Source organism: Comamonas sp. AG1104 (genome assembly GCF_003350425.1).
Lineage (GTDB): Bacteria > Pseudomonadota > Gammaproteobacteria > Burkholderiales > Burkholderiaceae_C > Comamonas > Comamonas testosteroni.
In genome coordinates this window covers 312,588-326,837 of record NZ_QQAS01000005.1, presented here as the reverse complement: position 1 = coordinate 326,837, position 14,250 = coordinate 312,588, and the positions used below count along the sequence as shown (strand labels likewise).

The following is a 14,250-nucleotide window of genomic DNA, read 5'->3' as shown; positions in this document are numbered from 1 at the left end:
GCTGGCGGTTAGCGGTTCAAGCGCAGTGGGCCGCTGAAAACTTCAGGATTCAGAATATTGCTGGGCTGGCCGTTGGCAAAGTTCACCACGTTCTCGAACGCCGCACGGAAATACAGCTCATAGCTGTCCTGCTCCACGTAGCCGATATGGGGTGTGCAGATGCAGTTCTCCAGCCTGAGCAGGGCATGGCCTTGCAAGATCGGCTCGCTCTCGAATACATCGATCGCGGCCAGTCCCGGGCGGCCGCGGTTCAAGGCACATAGCAAGGCTTCGGGCTCCACCAGTTCGGCGCGCGAGGTGTTGACGAACAAGGCTGTCGGTTTCATGCGTGCCAGCTCCTGTGCCGTCACGATGCCCCGCGTCGCGTCGTTCAGACGCAGATGCAGCGACAGCACATCGCATTGTTCAAAAAAAGCTTCTTTGGACGGGGCACTCAGATATCCATCGGCCTCGGCCTTGCGACGCGAGGCTTCGCTGCCCCAGACACAGATCTGCATTCCAAAGGCCTTGCCATAGCCGGCCACCAGTTGCCCGATGCGGCCGTAGCCCCAGATGCCAAGCATGCGTCCGCGCAGCACGCTGCCCAGTCCGAAGTTGGGCGGCATGGAGGCAGCCTTGAGTCCGGACTGCTGCCATGCACCATGCTTGAGATTGGAGATGTACTGCGGCAGACGGCGCATGGCCGACATGATCAGCGACCAGGTCAGCTCCGCCGGAGCAATGGGAGAGCCCACGCCTTCTGCAACCGCCACACCACGTTCGGTGCAGGCCTGCACATCGATATGGGCGCCAGCCTTGCCCGTTTGGGCAATCAGCTTGAGCCGGGGCAGTTTATCGAGCAGCTGGCGCGAGATCTGGGTGCGCTCGCGAATCAGGACGATGACATCCGCGTCGCGCAGTCGAACCGAGAGCTGACCCACGCCCTTGATGGTGTTGGTATAGACCTTTGCGTTGAAGGCATCGAGCAGCTTGGCGCAATCGAGCTTGCGAACCGCGTCTTGATAATCGTCCAGGATAACGATGTTCACCACTGGAATCCTTAAATAAGTGGCTGAGTTTATTGAATGAAATTCAATGCGATCAAAGGCTTAGGATTGCTTCTGTGAAAACTTACGCCAAATCGACGCCACCAGATTCCCTACGCACACCCTACACACTCCAGAGCTTAGCGTAGGTTTGGCGCAGGTTTTGAAAGCTGCGCTGGCCCAAGGAATTTGCATGTATCTTGATGTCCATGCCGCAAAAGCTCTGTCCGATGGGAATGCCATTGTGATCCATGGCTGTCCTGGGTTGCGACTGAAGGCTGTTGCGTCAGCTAAAAGTTGTGTCTATAGGTGTAAGTCCCCGGTAGACGGGCGTAAGCGGCAGATCAAGTTCGGGACTTGGCCGATACCTGTTTCACTGATGTATCCAAACCCCTCCAAAGGAAGTGAGGGAAGCTGTTCCAGGTGACGTGATTCCCGGTGCGGATGGCATCTGTAACTGCCACAAATACGACGCCGAGAAGAAGCAATGGTTGTAGCCGTACGGCACTACGGCTCGAGGCCGTTGTTCAAGCAGATGCTGTGAGTGCGGAGAGGCTTTTTTGGCGCCGGTGTGCTCCGGCGGCTGCAGTCGAGACAACGAGGGCTTGCTCGCCCGGTCGTCAAGATCGCTAACCAGTCAGCGTTCCGCGCTGATTTGCCGAGGCTGAGGCAGGTCGTCTTGCCTCGCAAGGCGCTCAAGGACCTTTCGGAACAGGCCCGTCAGTTGAGCAGCGACTTCTTTGACGATGATTTTGGGAGCGATTGCCTCAGAGGTGCCTCTTTGATTCAGTCATAAAAAAATCCCGCTCAAAGACGAGACCGGGGGCGAGTGCTGCGGGTGCGGGTGGCCGCGAGTTGCTGCTTCTGGACGGACTTGTGACGATCCAAGGAAACCAATGTGTTTCGGAGGAGATTTGCAGGGTTCTCGGCACAATTGCTAACATTCGGGCGTTTATCAGTCCACTTAGCAAATGGACTCCACCTTCTGAGTCTCAGAACATGGGTCACCACAATTGCGTTGCCGCGTGAATGAGCTTTTCTGATCCGCCAATTCATGCCTAGCAATTTGCAGCTGTACTTGTTGGTCGCGCCGGTATGCATAGCGGCACTGGGCGCACTCATGGCTTTTTGCTGGCTTGCACAGCGCCGCTCAGTGTTTCTGCTCTCGACGGCTTGTGGGTTGACACTCACGGGGCTTGCCTTGGGTTGGCAATGCCTGACACCTCACGGACAACTGGTTCGGTGGGCTGTCTACACCGGGCCCATCTATCTGCTTGGTGCCTGGCTCTGCACCTGGGGCGTCGCTCAAAAGTTTTCCGTCTCCTCATATCCCAAGATCTCGGCCCTGGTATCGATCATCGTGGTTGCTGCTCTTTACGAGTACAGCATCGTGCAGGACAACATTGCTGCGCGAGTGCTCTGGCTGAACACAGGGCTTGGCATCATTCACTTCATACCGTTTCCTGCCATTGCTCTAAAAAAAGTCAGACGTGACGGGCTGGAGAAGCTGCTTTACCGGTCATATGGGGCCTTTGCGATCTATACAGTGCTCAGGCCCATCATGGTGCTGTTTCTGGGATTCACCGAGCTCCAGGACATGCTCAGCTCCATTTACTGGTTGGTCACCATGCTGGGCTCGCTATTGTTCAGCCTGGTGTTCTCGGGCCTCATGCTCATCGTTTCAATGAGGGATGCAATGGCCACTCTCAGAGACGAGCGCAATCACGACATGCTGACTGGCGTGTTGAATCGTCGCGGCTTCTGGGAGTTTGCAGACCCGCTGGCCCGGGATCGAAAAGCACAGCCGATTTCCATCGTGGTGGCGGATCTGGACCACTTCAAGCGGGTCAACGACAGCTGGGGGCACGAGTATGGCGACGGAGTACTCAAGGCTGTCGCGGAAGTCATACAGGCAAGTGTCCGTGGTTCCGACCTGGTGGCTCGCTTTGGAGGCGAAGAATTTGTGCTGCTGTTGACCCATGCAGACATTGAGACTGCACAGTGTGTGGCGCAGCGTATTCGTGCAGGAGCGGTTGAGATCATTGCGCCGTTGCCCGATGGCCAGCGTGTGACCTTGAGCATGGGTATCGTGGTCAACACATTCGGCAGTGATCTGCGCGAAGCCGTAATGCGGGCTGACCAGCAACTCTACAAGGCCAAGGAACTCGGGCGCGATCAGGTCGTCGTGCATGGACCAGGGGACGTTGCGGCAGTGGCGTGATGTGCCGGCTCCACTCAGTTCTTCTTGCTGAAGAGTGACGGCCTCTCGGCGGACTGCGCTGCGTCGCGCATGAATGGCGGCACGGACAGTACAAGCAAAAGAGCGGCCAGCGGAACCACGCAGATGAAGCCGATATGCTTGAAGCCCAGTGCACCGGTAATGCCGCCCAGCACAAACATCAAGATCAGCCCGGCGGACACCTTCATGCGGCGCCAGTCATGCCGAACCAGGGGCGACAGTTGCAGGCCGGCGTTGGCGTGGCGCTTCCAGAAAAACATCTTGCCCAGTTCCATTCCCAGATCCGTGAAATTGCCGGTCATGTGTGTGGTGCGAGTGCTGCCGCCGGACGTCTTGGAACCCACGGCATTTTGCAAACCCATCATGAAGGACAGCAGCAGAACGGTCAGCGGCACTGCGAAGGGAGTGTTCCAGGTCAAGGTGACTGTGCCCATCAGGCCGAAGGCAATCAGCATGACGGCCTCCAGCATCAGCGGCAGGGCATAGACGCTGTACAGGTGGCGTTTGCGTCCCCAATTCACCAGCAACGCACAGACGGCCGCGCCAGTTGTAAAGGCGATGATGGCACCAAGCGCATTCAGCAGCAGCTTGGCGTTCTCAAGCACCAGGCCGTCAGCCAGCTGTGAGGCGAAACCCGTCATGTGCGAGGTATACATCCGCAGCACAAGAAAGCCGCCAGCGTTGACTGCGCCCGCGTTAAAGGCCAGCAGCAGACCCAGGGCGATATTGGTGGACGGCGTGCGATGCCGGTTGGTGAGATGGCGAAGTCTGCGCATCAAGGTTCCACTGACAAAAGTGCACCCATGACGGGGTGCATCAATGCTGACAAATTGGTTTGCCAGCGACCATGCAGGAATCATTGTGGGCCAACTTGGATACGTGAGCTGCCTGGTGCGTGATGGCAATGGCTTGCGAGTTCGCCGGCTTACATCAGCAAGGCCATGGGGTGGTCTGTCGGTATGGTGTGTTCAAAGCTGATGTCTGGGTAAGTGCGGCCTTCCACATGAATGCGGTCTCGGCCGGCATTCTTGGCGCTGTACAGCAACTGGTCGGCTTGCCTCAGTGCACCTTCAAGCTGGTCAGCATTGCTGATTGAAGTGATGCCAAAGCTCAGTGTCAGGGCTGGCCCGTTCGGCAATACTTCCTGGTCATTTCTCAACTCCAGGCCAATGCGCTTGGCGACTTGCTCGGCACCTTGCAAATCGATCTTGGTCAGCAGAACCATGAACTCTTCACCGCCGAAGCGTGCAACCAGATCATTGCTGCGCACATTGTGCTGCATCGCTCTGGCGACAAGCTGCAAAACTTGGTCACCTTTGTCATGCCCCCAGTTGTCGTTGATGCGTTTGAAGTGATCAATGTCGCTGGCCAGAAGCGCCATGGGATACAGGCGCTGGTCGCTCAGGCGATGCTGTGCGGCTTCCCTGAATGCGCGGCGATTCAGTATCTGGGTCAAAGCATCCAGGTCGCGTTCAGTGCGCAGTTGACGGACTGTGTCCCTGATGGTGACTGCACAGACTAAAACCGTGAAGAGCAAGGCAAAAAGCAAAATACTCATCAGCGTTGTCAGCCAATAGGTAGAGTTGGCATCCATGGCATCGCCGAGACCGTTATGTGCGAAAGCCGCGACCAGCGTCGGGCGCAGCATGGTAAAGACTGCATAAGACAGATAGGACCACAGCAAAGTCCTATCCAGCCAATCGTTGGTGAGACCTCGTTTGAGAACTGCTGGCACTGGCAGCAGGAGTATCAGTGCTACGCCTATGCCGAATGTGTGCAGTCGACCCGCCTGGTTCTGTGCCACGTTGGCGAAGTAGTAGAGCGAGGCCAGCGTTGCGGCACACAAGACAAGGGCTGCAAGCGGATATGTGGGTACACGCCGACGCTCTGAAAAGCTCTTGGAAAAACACCAAGCTCCCGCCAGAAACAGTGCGTTGACGAGAACCACATAGTGATTGAGGACTTCAAACTTCAGCACGCTGCGAATGCTGATGGACATTGCCGTTAGCAGGAAAGCGGCGCACAGCCAGAGCAAAAAGCGTTGCTTGGGCTGGGTCGCCCAGCACACTCCCAGCAGGCCGGCCAAGAAGAGCAGGGACAGAGATGGCATCAACACAAAGATGTGGTCGTTGCTCGTATGCATACACACAGCCCTTCTGCTAGTGATCACCAACAGATAGGCCAGACTGGCCATATCTCTAGTCAAATCTAAATGCCAAGGCGGCCATTAATGTGTCAGCCGCTCATCTTCCGGATCAGAAATTAACAACTTCTTGCGATTTCTGACAGTTCACTTTTCCTTTTTTGGAGGTGAAATAACTAAAAGTGACATTGGCTGACAGAGTGCTGCCAACATCGTCGGTGCCAACCCTTAGCCCATATGGATGAAGGAAACGAGGGATTGATGCGTATCAGGATTTTTGGCGGCTCAATTGAAAAAGGCGGCATTTGCTACATTGAGTCCATGAAAAAAGCACTTGGAACTACCAGCGCAGTACTTTCTGCACTTGCCATCAGCGGTTGCGCCCAGCCTCAGCCCGCTGCGCCTGTGATCGGTATGGCCAACCCCGCATCGGTGTACTGCGCCAAGCTGGGCGGCAAGACCCGCATCGAGAAGACCACAGCCGGAGAGCGCGGCATCTGCGTGCTGCCCAATGGCACGGAAATCGACGAGTGGGAGCTGTTCCGCCGCGACCACCCTGCAAAGTAACCGCGCCGTAGTCTTCACATCAGCGGGCTCAAGTGCTAGTGGGCGCCTGGTGCGCAGTGGATGACGCGGGCACCTACCTCGCTGAGGCCAAGGGAGCGGCATGTCCCATCGTGTCTGCGTGAATGGAAGGCAAACAAACTCACACGGCGCAGGCTGGGTGGGCGGGACCTGGACAGTTCAGCCGGCTTTACCAATGGGTAAGGCATTGGCTGTGCTCAAAACAGTCGGCACCGCGCCGTCCTGGGTCTGCGCAAAGAGGTCATGCCCTTCTTGGTGCAGCTGCATTCGATCTGCTAGCTGTATGCAAATCTGAAAAATCTGTGCGAACTTGTGGCGCTTTGGATGGGTAGCGTTGGCCCCCTGTATGTCGAAGCATGCTTTTTGCTGTCAGCCGTGGATTGGGCGGCGCAGGAGGTGCCGTGCCGCATGCAGCAATTGGTAACTGATAAGCGCTCCTGGCAATGCCATGCGAATGACATAGTGATAAGTTTTTTCATCTGTCCTTCGGCTCACCAGCTATACCTGAAGAATTCCTTGGGGGCTCGAGGTGCAGCTCTTATGAAGGAGAAAGTCATGGCCACTCCAGTCAGCGTTGAGAAGCTAGAAGTCAGGTCGCACAGCGAGCCCGATGAACTTCGTACACCTAGCAAAACTCGCGTGGAGCTCGTAAAGCTTCAGGGCTACACGATTGGGCGGTTCAACTTTGAGCCCGGATGGCGCTGGTCCGAATGCATCAAGCCCGTGGTGAAGACCGAATACTGCCAACTCTCGCATGTGGGGCATGTCGTCTCGGGAAAGCTCACCGTTCAAATGCAGGACGGCTCTCAGAAAATGCTCAGCGCAGGGGAGTCCTACGCCATCCCACCCGGTCATGACGCCTGGGTTGAAGGGAATGAACCCTTCGTCGGTCTTGAGGTACTAAGCGCAGACGTCTACGCAAAACCTTCCGAATAATGCTCGCGCAAGTGCTTGCGGGCTTGCGACATAACAGATTGATGTGGCGGTGGTACATGCCGACCACTTGGCAAACAAAAAGCCTGCCAGGTTTGGAGCCTTGCGGGCTTTGTATGCTTGGAGGGCGCTTCCGGGCTTCTGAATTGGTGATCCCGTTGCACTTGCCCTATCTGCATTTGAAAGTGCTCTGCTACTGATGGCATCGTCTAGATTGAACTAGCTATCTTGCGGGCTGCAGGGCTTGGCGGCAGATCAGGGCTTTTCGCGCAGGCACTGGACGGTGTGAGCGTCCAGCCATTCGGCGTGCATGCCCGGGCATGCGAATTCGTCGCGCACGGATTTGGTGAGGGTGGTGGGTTCGTCCGCCTGGGCGTTGGGGGTGGCAAGCCACAGTACGCCCATGAAGATGGCGGCGACGAGGATCAGGGATTCGATGATCTTTTCCATGATATTTCTCCGGTCTGGCGCTTGTCAGGAAAACGCCTGTAGCTATCAAAATCGATGAGGTTGACCGTTCACAGCGGCCAGGCTTGCGGGGTGGTGGCAATGACGACGGCCACGCCGATGAGGCAAAAGATCCCCAGGAGCGCGAGGCTCCATTGCGCGGCGGTCAGTAGCCTTGTTCCAAGGCTGGGGCTATCAAGAGCAGGGCTGCGAGGAGCAGCGCGAGCAGGGCGGTGGGGATGTGTGGCCATTTCACAAGCCCCCCTTCTCGCGCAGGCGCTGCACGAGGTCTTCATCAACGGGTTGAGGAACGGTGCTGTACAGCATGGAATCTCCTTTTGGCGAGAGGCAGGTCCGCTGAATGGGCGGGGGCGAATAAAAAAAGGCCAGCGCTCTTGCGAGCGGGCGAAACCAACGAAGGTATGAAGTGAATGCGCTTCGCGCTCTGGTGCAGCAAACTGTTGCTTTGAATTTTACTGTTATTTTAATCAGTGCTGTTCATTTGTACAGTAGTTTAATTTTGCCCTGTACAGCGCGTCAACAGACGTTGACCCCAGTGTTGCGTGGCCGCACCGAGTGTCTGCCTGCAAAGAAAAAGCCCACCGGCGTTGGCGGGTGGGCTTATGCGTAAAGGCCGATGCCTTGCGGCGTGCCTGGGGAAGCGGAGGGAGGATAGAGAACCTCAGGCTCGGCAGAAAGCGATGGGTAACGTCACCATCTGGTGTGACCACTCAGACCGCAGCTCACAGCTGGTGCACTACGCACGGCATCGGCAAAGCGTATTTCAGGCCTCGATCTTGAGCAATACCTTGTACCTGGAACAATCACACCAGATGGCCCCGCTTGACCCTGCGGGGAGAGGTCGCGCTTAAGGCCCGCGGGGCCGGGAGGCTACATTTGAAAATCTCCGCGCAAAAAAAAGCCGACCGCGAGGTGGGCTGAACTCCAATTGGTTGGCCGCCGGCGCTGACCGGCCTGCGGTTCTTCTTGAGTTTGGGCACTAGCGCATGTGTGGCTGCGTGCCAGGGCTAGACAAAGGGCACACCGTAGTGGTCATAGACACGGCGGCCGTAGTCGTCGGTGTATTCGGGCAAGGTGCCTCCCTTGTAGTGAGGGGCGTTTTCAAGCCGTTCCTTGGTGACGGAAACCACGTACCCGCCTTGGCTGGGTTCGTATTTGAGGCTATCCCACGGCAGTGGGTAGAGATCTGAGCCGATGCCCAGGAAACCGCCAAACTGCATCACTGCATATCGAATCTTGCCAGTGAGCTTGTCGATCATCAGTGAGTCGATAGCTCCCAGCTTGTCGCCGTTGGGGTTGTAGACGTTGGTGCCGTTGACACGATCGGATGAGATGACAGGTGAGGCTAACTGCATTCCTGCTCCTTTCTTTGCGTGGTACAGAACAACGCTGGCAAGCTGGGCCAGCGCTGAGGCGCTCACTTTCACTGCTGGGGCGGTTTGTGCTGCTGCCCGGGCTGCTGTTGCTGAGCAGGGGTCTTCTGCTGTCCTGGGGTTTGCTGCTGCTGCTGGCCGGGCTGGCTGGTACTCTGACCTGGTTGGCGTTGCCCAGGGTTTTGCTGTTGTTGCTGCTTGTCCTGTTGGCTGGGGCTGTGCTGCTGGTTCGCTTGTTGCGTCATTTCCTTCACTCCTTCAGGTTGGTGATCAGCAAACCGGGTTGGCTTGCTGTGGGTGCATGGTCGCCGAGCCATGGAAAACCCTTCTGTAGGAGAACGGGGCGCAAGCCTGAAAACTGTGAGTGAGCCGCCATTACGTAGCATTTGGTTTACGTTTGAGGCGGAACTCTCGATATTCCTCACAGTATTCATCAGGACACGCTGCAGGGTATGGTGGGTTCCGGGCCCATTCAGGGTTGCGGTTTCTGCCGCCCTGATGCGAGTCGTTCCAACCGCAGTACCCTAGATCGGGTCCACCGGCTGGCCTTATGCTTTGGTGGAGGGCGCTGCCGTGATTCCAGCCAGCCTTGCCGCTTTGCCCTTGTCCGCATTCGACAGGCACATTGGCTTTTCCCAGAGCTAGCTGTTTTGATAGCTTCCGGCGTTTGGTTGATAAGGGCTGGAGGCCTATTTGCCCCAGATTCCTGGGTGCGGAGAAAATCCCCAGCAGCAGCTGGTTGGCAGGGGTTTTTTCTGTTCAGGCCAGGCAGTTCAGGTCGTAGCCCACCATGAAGAGTGAAGCTTCCATGGCGCGCATGCGATCAGGCTGGCCTGAAAACAGGCTGGGGGTCTTGCGCAGGGTTTCGGCCATTACCCAGGCCAGCCGTACCTTGGCGCCAGCCCAACGCTGGGGCGTGCTTTGGCTGGTGTAGAGCAGGGTGCCCGGCGACGGTGGCTGGTCAAAGAGGCAAGCCAGTTTGTGCTGGGGCTTCTGGCTGCCGCCGGCCAACGGGAAACTCAGCGTATCGGGCAGGGGGCGCGTGCCGCTACTGCGGCGCCAGAACTCCACCAGTGCAGCCGCTGCGGCGCTGACCCGCGAGTCATAGATGGGCAAGCCTTCGGCTGAATAAAAGGCGTGCACCTTGGTGAGCATGGAGTTCATGAGCTGCACTGTCGGAAAGCCGGTGCGCAGGCTGGCCGAGCCAAGCGCCATTTCCTGATGGGTCCGGGCAATGTAGTGGCTGATGTTAGTGCCAAGGCCCACAAGAAAGGGCCGCGCGCCTTCCTTGGGGTTGCGCTCGCCGCCCCAGTCCAGCACATCGCTACAGGCGGCCAGGGTGGCTGTCGCATCGTTGGCCTGTACGGCAGCGCGCAGCTTGGCAGAAAGAGCGCTTGTCTTGATGCACGACTCGGCCCAGTCGCCCGTTGCGAGGCCAGTCGCTCGCCAGCGGTAGTGGCGAGGTACCAGATCGGCAAAACGGGTAGTGGCTGTCAAGCCCTTGGGTACGTAGCTGGAAGAGCGAATGTTCAACTGAACTTGTCGCTGGGGGAGTGTGGCTGCAAGCCAGTCGGTAAAGCCTATGACTTCGGGCTGTTGCAGAAATTCGGTGCGATTCATTGATGCCTCGTGGCCTGTCGGATTTCTTGTTTTGCTCAGTTGGTGCGGCTTTGACATTGTCGCCCGGCGCGGGCGGCTAAAGGCGGACTGCAGCAATGAGTGCGCACGCCCCAGGTTTACGCTGTGGTGGTGTTGCGAGCACTTTTTCAGGCTCAGACTCCTCATGCGGTTGAGGAGACTCCATGCGCTGAAACTAAGTGAGATCGCACACCAGTTAATCCAGCGCTACTGAGGCCTGACGCAGCGCGGTTCGCCCGCAGTGATTGCTGTATGTGGCATTGCAGACCGCTGGTCTGCCGGGCCGGGTATTGTCTATCCGCTGGTGGTGATCAGAACCTGAGCGTCGCTCCGACGATCGGGCCGCTCTGGCTGAAGTCCAGTCGCTTGCCATTGTCACGGTAGTCCACGCTCAGGTGGCGGTAGCCTACGGACACAAAAATGTTTTCCTTGACCTGGTAGTTCACCGAGGCATGAACCTGCCAGGTGAACTTCGAGCCCACATCCAGCCCGCCCATATCGGCATACAGCAAGCTGGACCAGCGCGGCGCAATGTCGTAGCGCCAGCGTGCGGCGACCACCGGGTCGACGAACGAGGTGTTGGATTGCGCCGAACCCACCCCTGGCACATTCACTTCGGCCTTGATCTGCCACAGGCGCAGGCCGGCCATCAGGTCGAAGCTCGATTGAGGGCTCAGCATCCAGTTGTGCCCGCCCGTCATAGTCAGTGAGGTCTGACGAATCTTGGCCTTGGCACTCAGGCCCAGGGGCAGGGCGGCCTGGTCCGATGTGGCAGCGTAGCTGAAGTCGCCCTGCAGCACATAGCTGCCCTTGCGCGCCGTGCCATTCACAAAGGCTGCAGCGTCCAGATTCTCCAGAATGTCCGAGAACGACTTGTTCACGGTCACGGTGGGCGCTCCCCTGAACGGGCGGACGCTGCCGTCCAGTCCCGTCATCCATACATAGGGTGTGAGCTGATAGCGCCATGCATCGGCCGCCGCGTTGTCCTGCGCCCATGCAGGCGTGCCTGCCAGCAGGCCCACGGCCAGCGCCGCCGCTGCCATGCCCGCAGTGGTGTTGATATGCTGGATCATTTGTCTGCCTTACAGCGTGTTCTTGTACACCTTGCCGTCCTTCATGATCAGGCGCAGGTTCTGTTCCGGGTTGCTCAGAAAGTCCAGATTCACCGTCGGGTCGCCATCGGCCACCAGAAGATCGGCAAATGCGCCAGCGGCGATGCGGCCCAGCGGTTGGGGATAGGGGTTGCGCTCGCCCGACAGGGCCAGCAGTTCGCCGTTGGTGCCCGTGGCCTGCTTCAGCAGCGTCATGGGGTCATAAAAGCGCGTCAGCTTGGCTAGTTGCTTGCCCTGTGTGACAGTGCCCTTGGGGCTGAACAGAATGTCCGTGCCCCAGCCCGTCTTGATGCCGTACTTCTGCGCCATCTCATAGGCGCGCACCGTGCCCTGGGCCACGCGCGACTGGCTCTCGCGGCGCACTGCATCCGTATAAGGGTTGGCGTCCTCGTCCTGTAGAAACGGCTGCAGGCTCCACCACACGCCTTCGTCGCGCATCATGCGCACGCTTTCCTCGTCGGCCAACTGGCCGTGTTCGATGCTCTTCACGCCTGCTTTGATGGCCCGCTTGATGCCTTTGGGCGTGTAAACATGCGACATCACATAGGTGTTCCAGTCTGCGGCGGCTTCCACGCCAGCACGCAGCTCCTTCTCGGTGAACTGGGTGCTGTCCAGCGGGTCGTACATCGATGCCACGCCGCCGCCAGCCAGCATCTTGATCTGCGAGGCACCCAGCATCAACTGCTCTCGCACGCGGCGCAGCACCTCGGTCTCGCCATCCGCAATCATGGCCACGCCGACTTGCTCCACCATGCTCAGCGACTCGTTCGCCGCACGCGGGATATCGCTGCGCAGGCGGAAGTCGCCATGGCCCGAAGTCTGAGAAATCATCGCCCCGCTGGGGTAGATGCGCGGGCCCGGCACCATGCCCTCGTCGATCGCGCGCTTGAGCGCAAAGGCCGGCCCGCCCGCATCGCGTACCGAGGTGAAGCCGCGCATCAGCGTGCGCTGCGCCTCTTGCGCGGCGGAGATGTAGAGATAGCCCAGATCTGCCGTCATGGCCGTCATCTGCGGCACGGCCGCCAGCATGGTGTGCCAGTGCGTATCGATCATGCCCGGCATCACCAGCTTTCCCTGGCAATCGATCACCTGGGCGCCTTCCACCTTCTCGCCGGCAGAGGGCAGGGCAGCAATCACCTTGCCCTGGATCAGCACCTGCACGCCCTGGCGCACGGACTTGCCCGTGCCGTCAAACAGGCGCAGATTGGTCAGCAACACGGGGCGGTCGGCCTGCTTGGGCATGCCGCCGGCACCGGGCTCGGCCGCATGCAGGCCCACGAACGGCGCCATCATAGCGGCCACTCCGCCCACAAACATGCGGCGCGACATATCGGTCATTACCCGCTCATGCAGCAATTGGCACACCACGCTGTCGCAGGTGCAGGCTCTGGGGCGAATCGGGCCGGTCTTCCAGGCCAGGTCGCCGTCAGTAGCGATTGCGTTACTCATCTGCTCTCTCCCCTTGTGCTGAATGAACAAAGACGCCGCGGCAGGCGTGACAAATGGAACCGAAGATTCACAATTTGATGCACCGATGCTACACGACGATCGGACCATGAAAAAGCGCCCCACCGCACGAGGGCGATGGGGCGTTGCTTGCATGATGAGAGCGGCCGGGTCGTGACTGCGCTGCAGCCGATCAGGCTTGAACCGGGCGGTGCACCAGAACCGGAATGCTGCTGTTGACCAGTACGCGCTGGGTCTCGCTGCCCAGCAAAATGCCGGCAATGCCCTTGCGGCCGTGTGATGCCATGCAGATCAGGTCGCAGTTACCCTCCTGCGCCTGCTTGATGATGGCCTGATTGATGGAGATATTCGTTACCCGCACCGTCTGGCAGGCCACGCCCTCGGTCTTGGCAATTTCCAGGGCAGCGTGCAATACCTGATCTGCTTCCTTCTGGGCGCTCTTGTCGAACTCGGCGGAGTTGTAGGCGATCAGCGCCTCTGCTCCGTAAATCATGGCTGCGTAATCCGGCATCACATACAGCGCCGTCACCTGTGCGCCTTGTTCCTTCGCCAGCTGTATGCCTGCGCGCAGCGCGGCCTCAGAGAGTTTCGAGCCGTCCGTAGGAATCAAAATGTGCTTGAACATATCCAGCCTCCTTGCGCATTGGTGCGCGTCTTGTTGCCAAATCAATTCGACCTATCAGCAAACTCATACTCACACTCCAGGGCTGCTAATGCAACACCTTGAAATGAGTATTCAGACGGTTTCTTGATGGAAATCAAATCCATGAAGGTGCAGGTAAAAGCTGCCTCAAGCCCTTATCCATAAAGCGTTAGAGGTTATCAAAAGCAGACTATTCGCGGCGCTGGGCGCGTTGAGTCAGGCGTTGGACGCTGGCTGCTGCCAGCTTGGCCAGTCAGGCATCGGCCGCGCCGATGATTCCAACGTCGGCAATGCGCCACAGCAGGTTGTCGAAGGAGGCCGGCATCAGGTCCGTCGCAATCGGCTGTGCATTGGTAGGAGGGCGGCGTAATTCAGTTTCGGCAGGTGGCTGCTGTGCGCTCATTGGTCGGCATCGCTCTGTATCAAAGGTCGTGAACGCACTGCGGTGCGCCCAGACAGCAGCCTTCGCGACCAGATTGAAGGCCTGCGCCATGCGCTGAGTGTCGGCAGCCTGCTGGGAATGGCCTTCATGCATTGAAATGCATTCATACAGGCCAGTTTGAAGGCAAGCGCCTTCTTTCCCGCAAGGTCCATGGCCAGCATGCGTAAGGCCATTACGGACGA

Annotated in this window: 14 protein-coding genes; 3 read left to right on the top strand and 11 right to left on the bottom strand. The window is 58.4% G+C overall.

Annotated elements, in window-relative coordinates:
- Nucleotides 1-8: 8 nt before the first annotated feature.
- Nucleotides 9-1,028 carry a D-2-hydroxyacid dehydrogenase family protein gene (locus DFO48_RS16160; RefSeq protein WP_003075717.1) on the bottom strand — a complete coding sequence of 340 codons (1,020 nt, stop codon included), beginning with the start codon at nucleotides 1,026-1,028 and terminating at the stop codon, nucleotides 9-11.
- Nucleotides 1,029-2,178: 1,150 nt separating this feature from the next.
- Between DFO48_RS16160 and DFO48_RS16150 the strand changes: the two genes are divergently transcribed.
- Complete coding sequence (locus DFO48_RS16150; protein WP_233506420.1) at nucleotides 2,179-3,246, top strand: GGDEF domain-containing protein; 1,068 nt, start codon at nucleotides 2,179-2,181, stop codon at nucleotides 3,244-3,246.
- 14 nt (nucleotides 3,247-3,260) lie between these two features.
- On the opposite strand, the gene DFO48_RS16145 is transcribed toward DFO48_RS16150, so the two are convergent.
- Together DFO48_RS16145 and DFO48_RS16140 are read right to left on the bottom strand one after the other, a co-directional pair.
- Nucleotides 3,261-4,040: a YoaK family protein gene (locus DFO48_RS16145; protein WP_003075722.1), complete on the bottom strand. Its 780-nt coding sequence runs from the start codon at nucleotides 4,038-4,040 to the stop codon at nucleotides 3,261-3,263.
- 149 nt (nucleotides 4,041-4,189) lie between these two features.
- Nucleotides 4,190-5,407, bottom strand: coding sequence for a diguanylate cyclase (locus DFO48_RS16140; protein WP_003075723.1), 1,218 nt, complete (start codon nucleotides 5,405-5,407; stop codon nucleotides 4,190-4,192).
- A 321-nt stretch (nucleotides 5,408-5,728) separates the two neighbouring features.
- Here DFO48_RS16140 and DFO48_RS16135 point away from each other — a divergent pair, with 321 nt between their 5' ends.
- Both DFO48_RS16135 and DFO48_RS16130 read left to right on the top strand, forming a co-directional pair.
- On the top strand, nucleotides 5,729-5,974 hold the full coding sequence (locus DFO48_RS16135; protein ID WP_034348676.1) for a DUF333 domain-containing protein: 246 nt from the start codon (nucleotides 5,729-5,731) through the stop codon (nucleotides 5,972-5,974).
- A 573-nt stretch (nucleotides 5,975-6,547) separates the two neighbouring features.
- Nucleotides 6,548-6,928 carry a cupin domain-containing protein gene (locus DFO48_RS16130; protein WP_114864257.1) on the top strand — a complete coding sequence of 127 codons (381 nt, stop codon included), beginning with the start codon at nucleotides 6,548-6,550 and terminating at the stop codon, nucleotides 6,926-6,928.
- A 252-nt stretch (nucleotides 6,929-7,180) separates the two neighbouring features.
- Here the strand turns inward: DFO48_RS16130 and DFO48_RS16125 are convergent, their stop codons facing one another.
- The 8 genes from DFO48_RS16125 to DFO48_RS16080 form a co-directional block, all read right to left on the bottom strand.
- The gene (locus DFO48_RS16125) at nucleotides 7,181-7,375 is read right to left on the bottom strand and encodes a hypothetical protein (RefSeq protein ID WP_003053971.1); all 195 of its coding nucleotides are present in this window, start codon (nucleotides 7,373-7,375) and stop codon (nucleotides 7,181-7,183) included.
- Nucleotides 7,376-8,400: 1,025 nt separating this feature from the next.
- Complete coding sequence (locus DFO48_RS16110) at nucleotides 8,401-8,748, bottom strand: PRC-barrel domain-containing protein (protein WP_003075726.1); 348 nt, start codon at nucleotides 8,746-8,748, stop codon at nucleotides 8,401-8,403.
- Nucleotides 8,749-8,816: 68 nt separating this feature from the next.
- The gene (locus DFO48_RS16105; RefSeq protein ID WP_003075727.1) at nucleotides 8,817-9,011 is read right to left on the bottom strand and encodes a hypothetical protein; all 195 of its coding nucleotides are present in this window, start codon (nucleotides 9,009-9,011) and stop codon (nucleotides 8,817-8,819) included.
- A 514-nt stretch (nucleotides 9,012-9,525) separates the two neighbouring features.
- Nucleotides 9,526-10,386 carry a hypothetical protein gene (locus DFO48_RS16100; RefSeq protein ID WP_003075729.1) on the bottom strand — a complete coding sequence of 287 codons (861 nt, stop codon included), beginning with the start codon at nucleotides 10,384-10,386 and terminating at the stop codon, nucleotides 9,526-9,528.
- 329 nt (nucleotides 10,387-10,715) lie between these two features.
- Nucleotides 10,716-11,477: a YfaZ family outer membrane protein gene (locus DFO48_RS16095; protein WP_114864067.1), complete on the bottom strand. Its 762-nt coding sequence runs from the start codon at nucleotides 11,475-11,477 to the stop codon at nucleotides 10,716-10,718.
- 9 nt (nucleotides 11,478-11,486) lie between these two features.
- On the bottom strand, nucleotides 11,487-12,965 hold the full coding sequence (locus DFO48_RS16090; protein ID WP_114864066.1) for an amidohydrolase family protein: 1,479 nt from the start codon (nucleotides 12,963-12,965) through the stop codon (nucleotides 11,487-11,489).
- A 190-nt stretch (nucleotides 12,966-13,155) separates the two neighbouring features.
- Nucleotides 13,156-13,608, bottom strand: coding sequence for a universal stress protein (locus DFO48_RS16085; RefSeq protein WP_114864065.1), 453 nt, complete (start codon nucleotides 13,606-13,608; stop codon nucleotides 13,156-13,158).
- A 271-nt stretch (nucleotides 13,609-13,879) separates the two neighbouring features.
- Nucleotides 13,880-14,161, bottom strand: a complete 282-nt coding sequence (locus DFO48_RS16080) for a hypothetical protein (RefSeq protein WP_114864064.1) — start codon at nucleotides 14,159-14,161, stop codon at nucleotides 13,880-13,882.
- Between the last annotated feature and the right edge of the window lie 89 nt (nucleotides 14,162-14,250).

Excerpts from the sequence above, each read along its gene's own strand:
- DFO48_RS16145 (WP_003075722.1), bottom strand. The coding sequence starts at position 4,040 with ATGCGCAGACTTCGCCATCTCACCAACCGGCATCGCACGCCGTCCACC.
- DFO48_RS16140 (WP_003075723.1), bottom strand. The coding sequence starts at position 5,407 with ATGCATACGAGCAACGACCACATCTTTGTGTTGATGCCATCTCTGTCC.
- DFO48_RS16135 (WP_034348676.1), top strand. The coding sequence starts at position 5,729 with ATGAAAAAAGCACTTGGAACTACCAGCGCAGTACTTTCTGCACTTGCC.
- DFO48_RS16130 (WP_114864257.1), top strand. The coding sequence starts at position 6,548 with ATGGCCACTCCAGTCAGCGTTGAGAAGCTAGAAGTCAGGTCGCACAGC.
- DFO48_RS16125 (WP_003053971.1), bottom strand. The coding sequence starts at position 7,375 with ATGGAAAAGATCATCGAATCCCTGATCCTCGTCGCCGCCATCTTCATG.
- DFO48_RS16110 (WP_003075726.1), bottom strand. The coding sequence starts at position 8,748 with ATGCAGTTAGCCTCACCTGTCATCTCATCCGATCGTGTCAACGGCACC.
- DFO48_RS16105 (WP_003075727.1), bottom strand. The coding sequence starts at position 9,011 with ATGACGCAACAAGCGAACCAGCAGCACAGCCCCAGCCAACAGGACAAG.
- DFO48_RS16100 (WP_003075729.1), bottom strand. The coding sequence starts at position 10,386 with ATGAATCGCACCGAATTTCTGCAACAGCCCGAAGTCATAGGCTTTACC.
- DFO48_RS16095 (WP_114864067.1), bottom strand. The coding sequence starts at position 11,477 with ATGATCCAGCATATCAACACCACTGCGGGCATGGCAGCGGCGGCGCTG.
- DFO48_RS16090 (WP_114864066.1), bottom strand. The coding sequence starts at position 12,965 with ATGAGTAACGCAATCGCTACTGACGGCGACCTGGCCTGGAAGACCGGC.
- DFO48_RS16085 (WP_114864065.1), bottom strand. The coding sequence starts at position 13,608 with ATGTTCAAGCACATTTTGATTCCTACGGACGGCTCGAAACTCTCTGAG.
- DFO48_RS16080 (WP_114864064.1), bottom strand. The coding sequence starts at position 14,161 with ATGCATGAAGGCCATTCCCAGCAGGCTGCCGACACTCAGCGCATGGCG.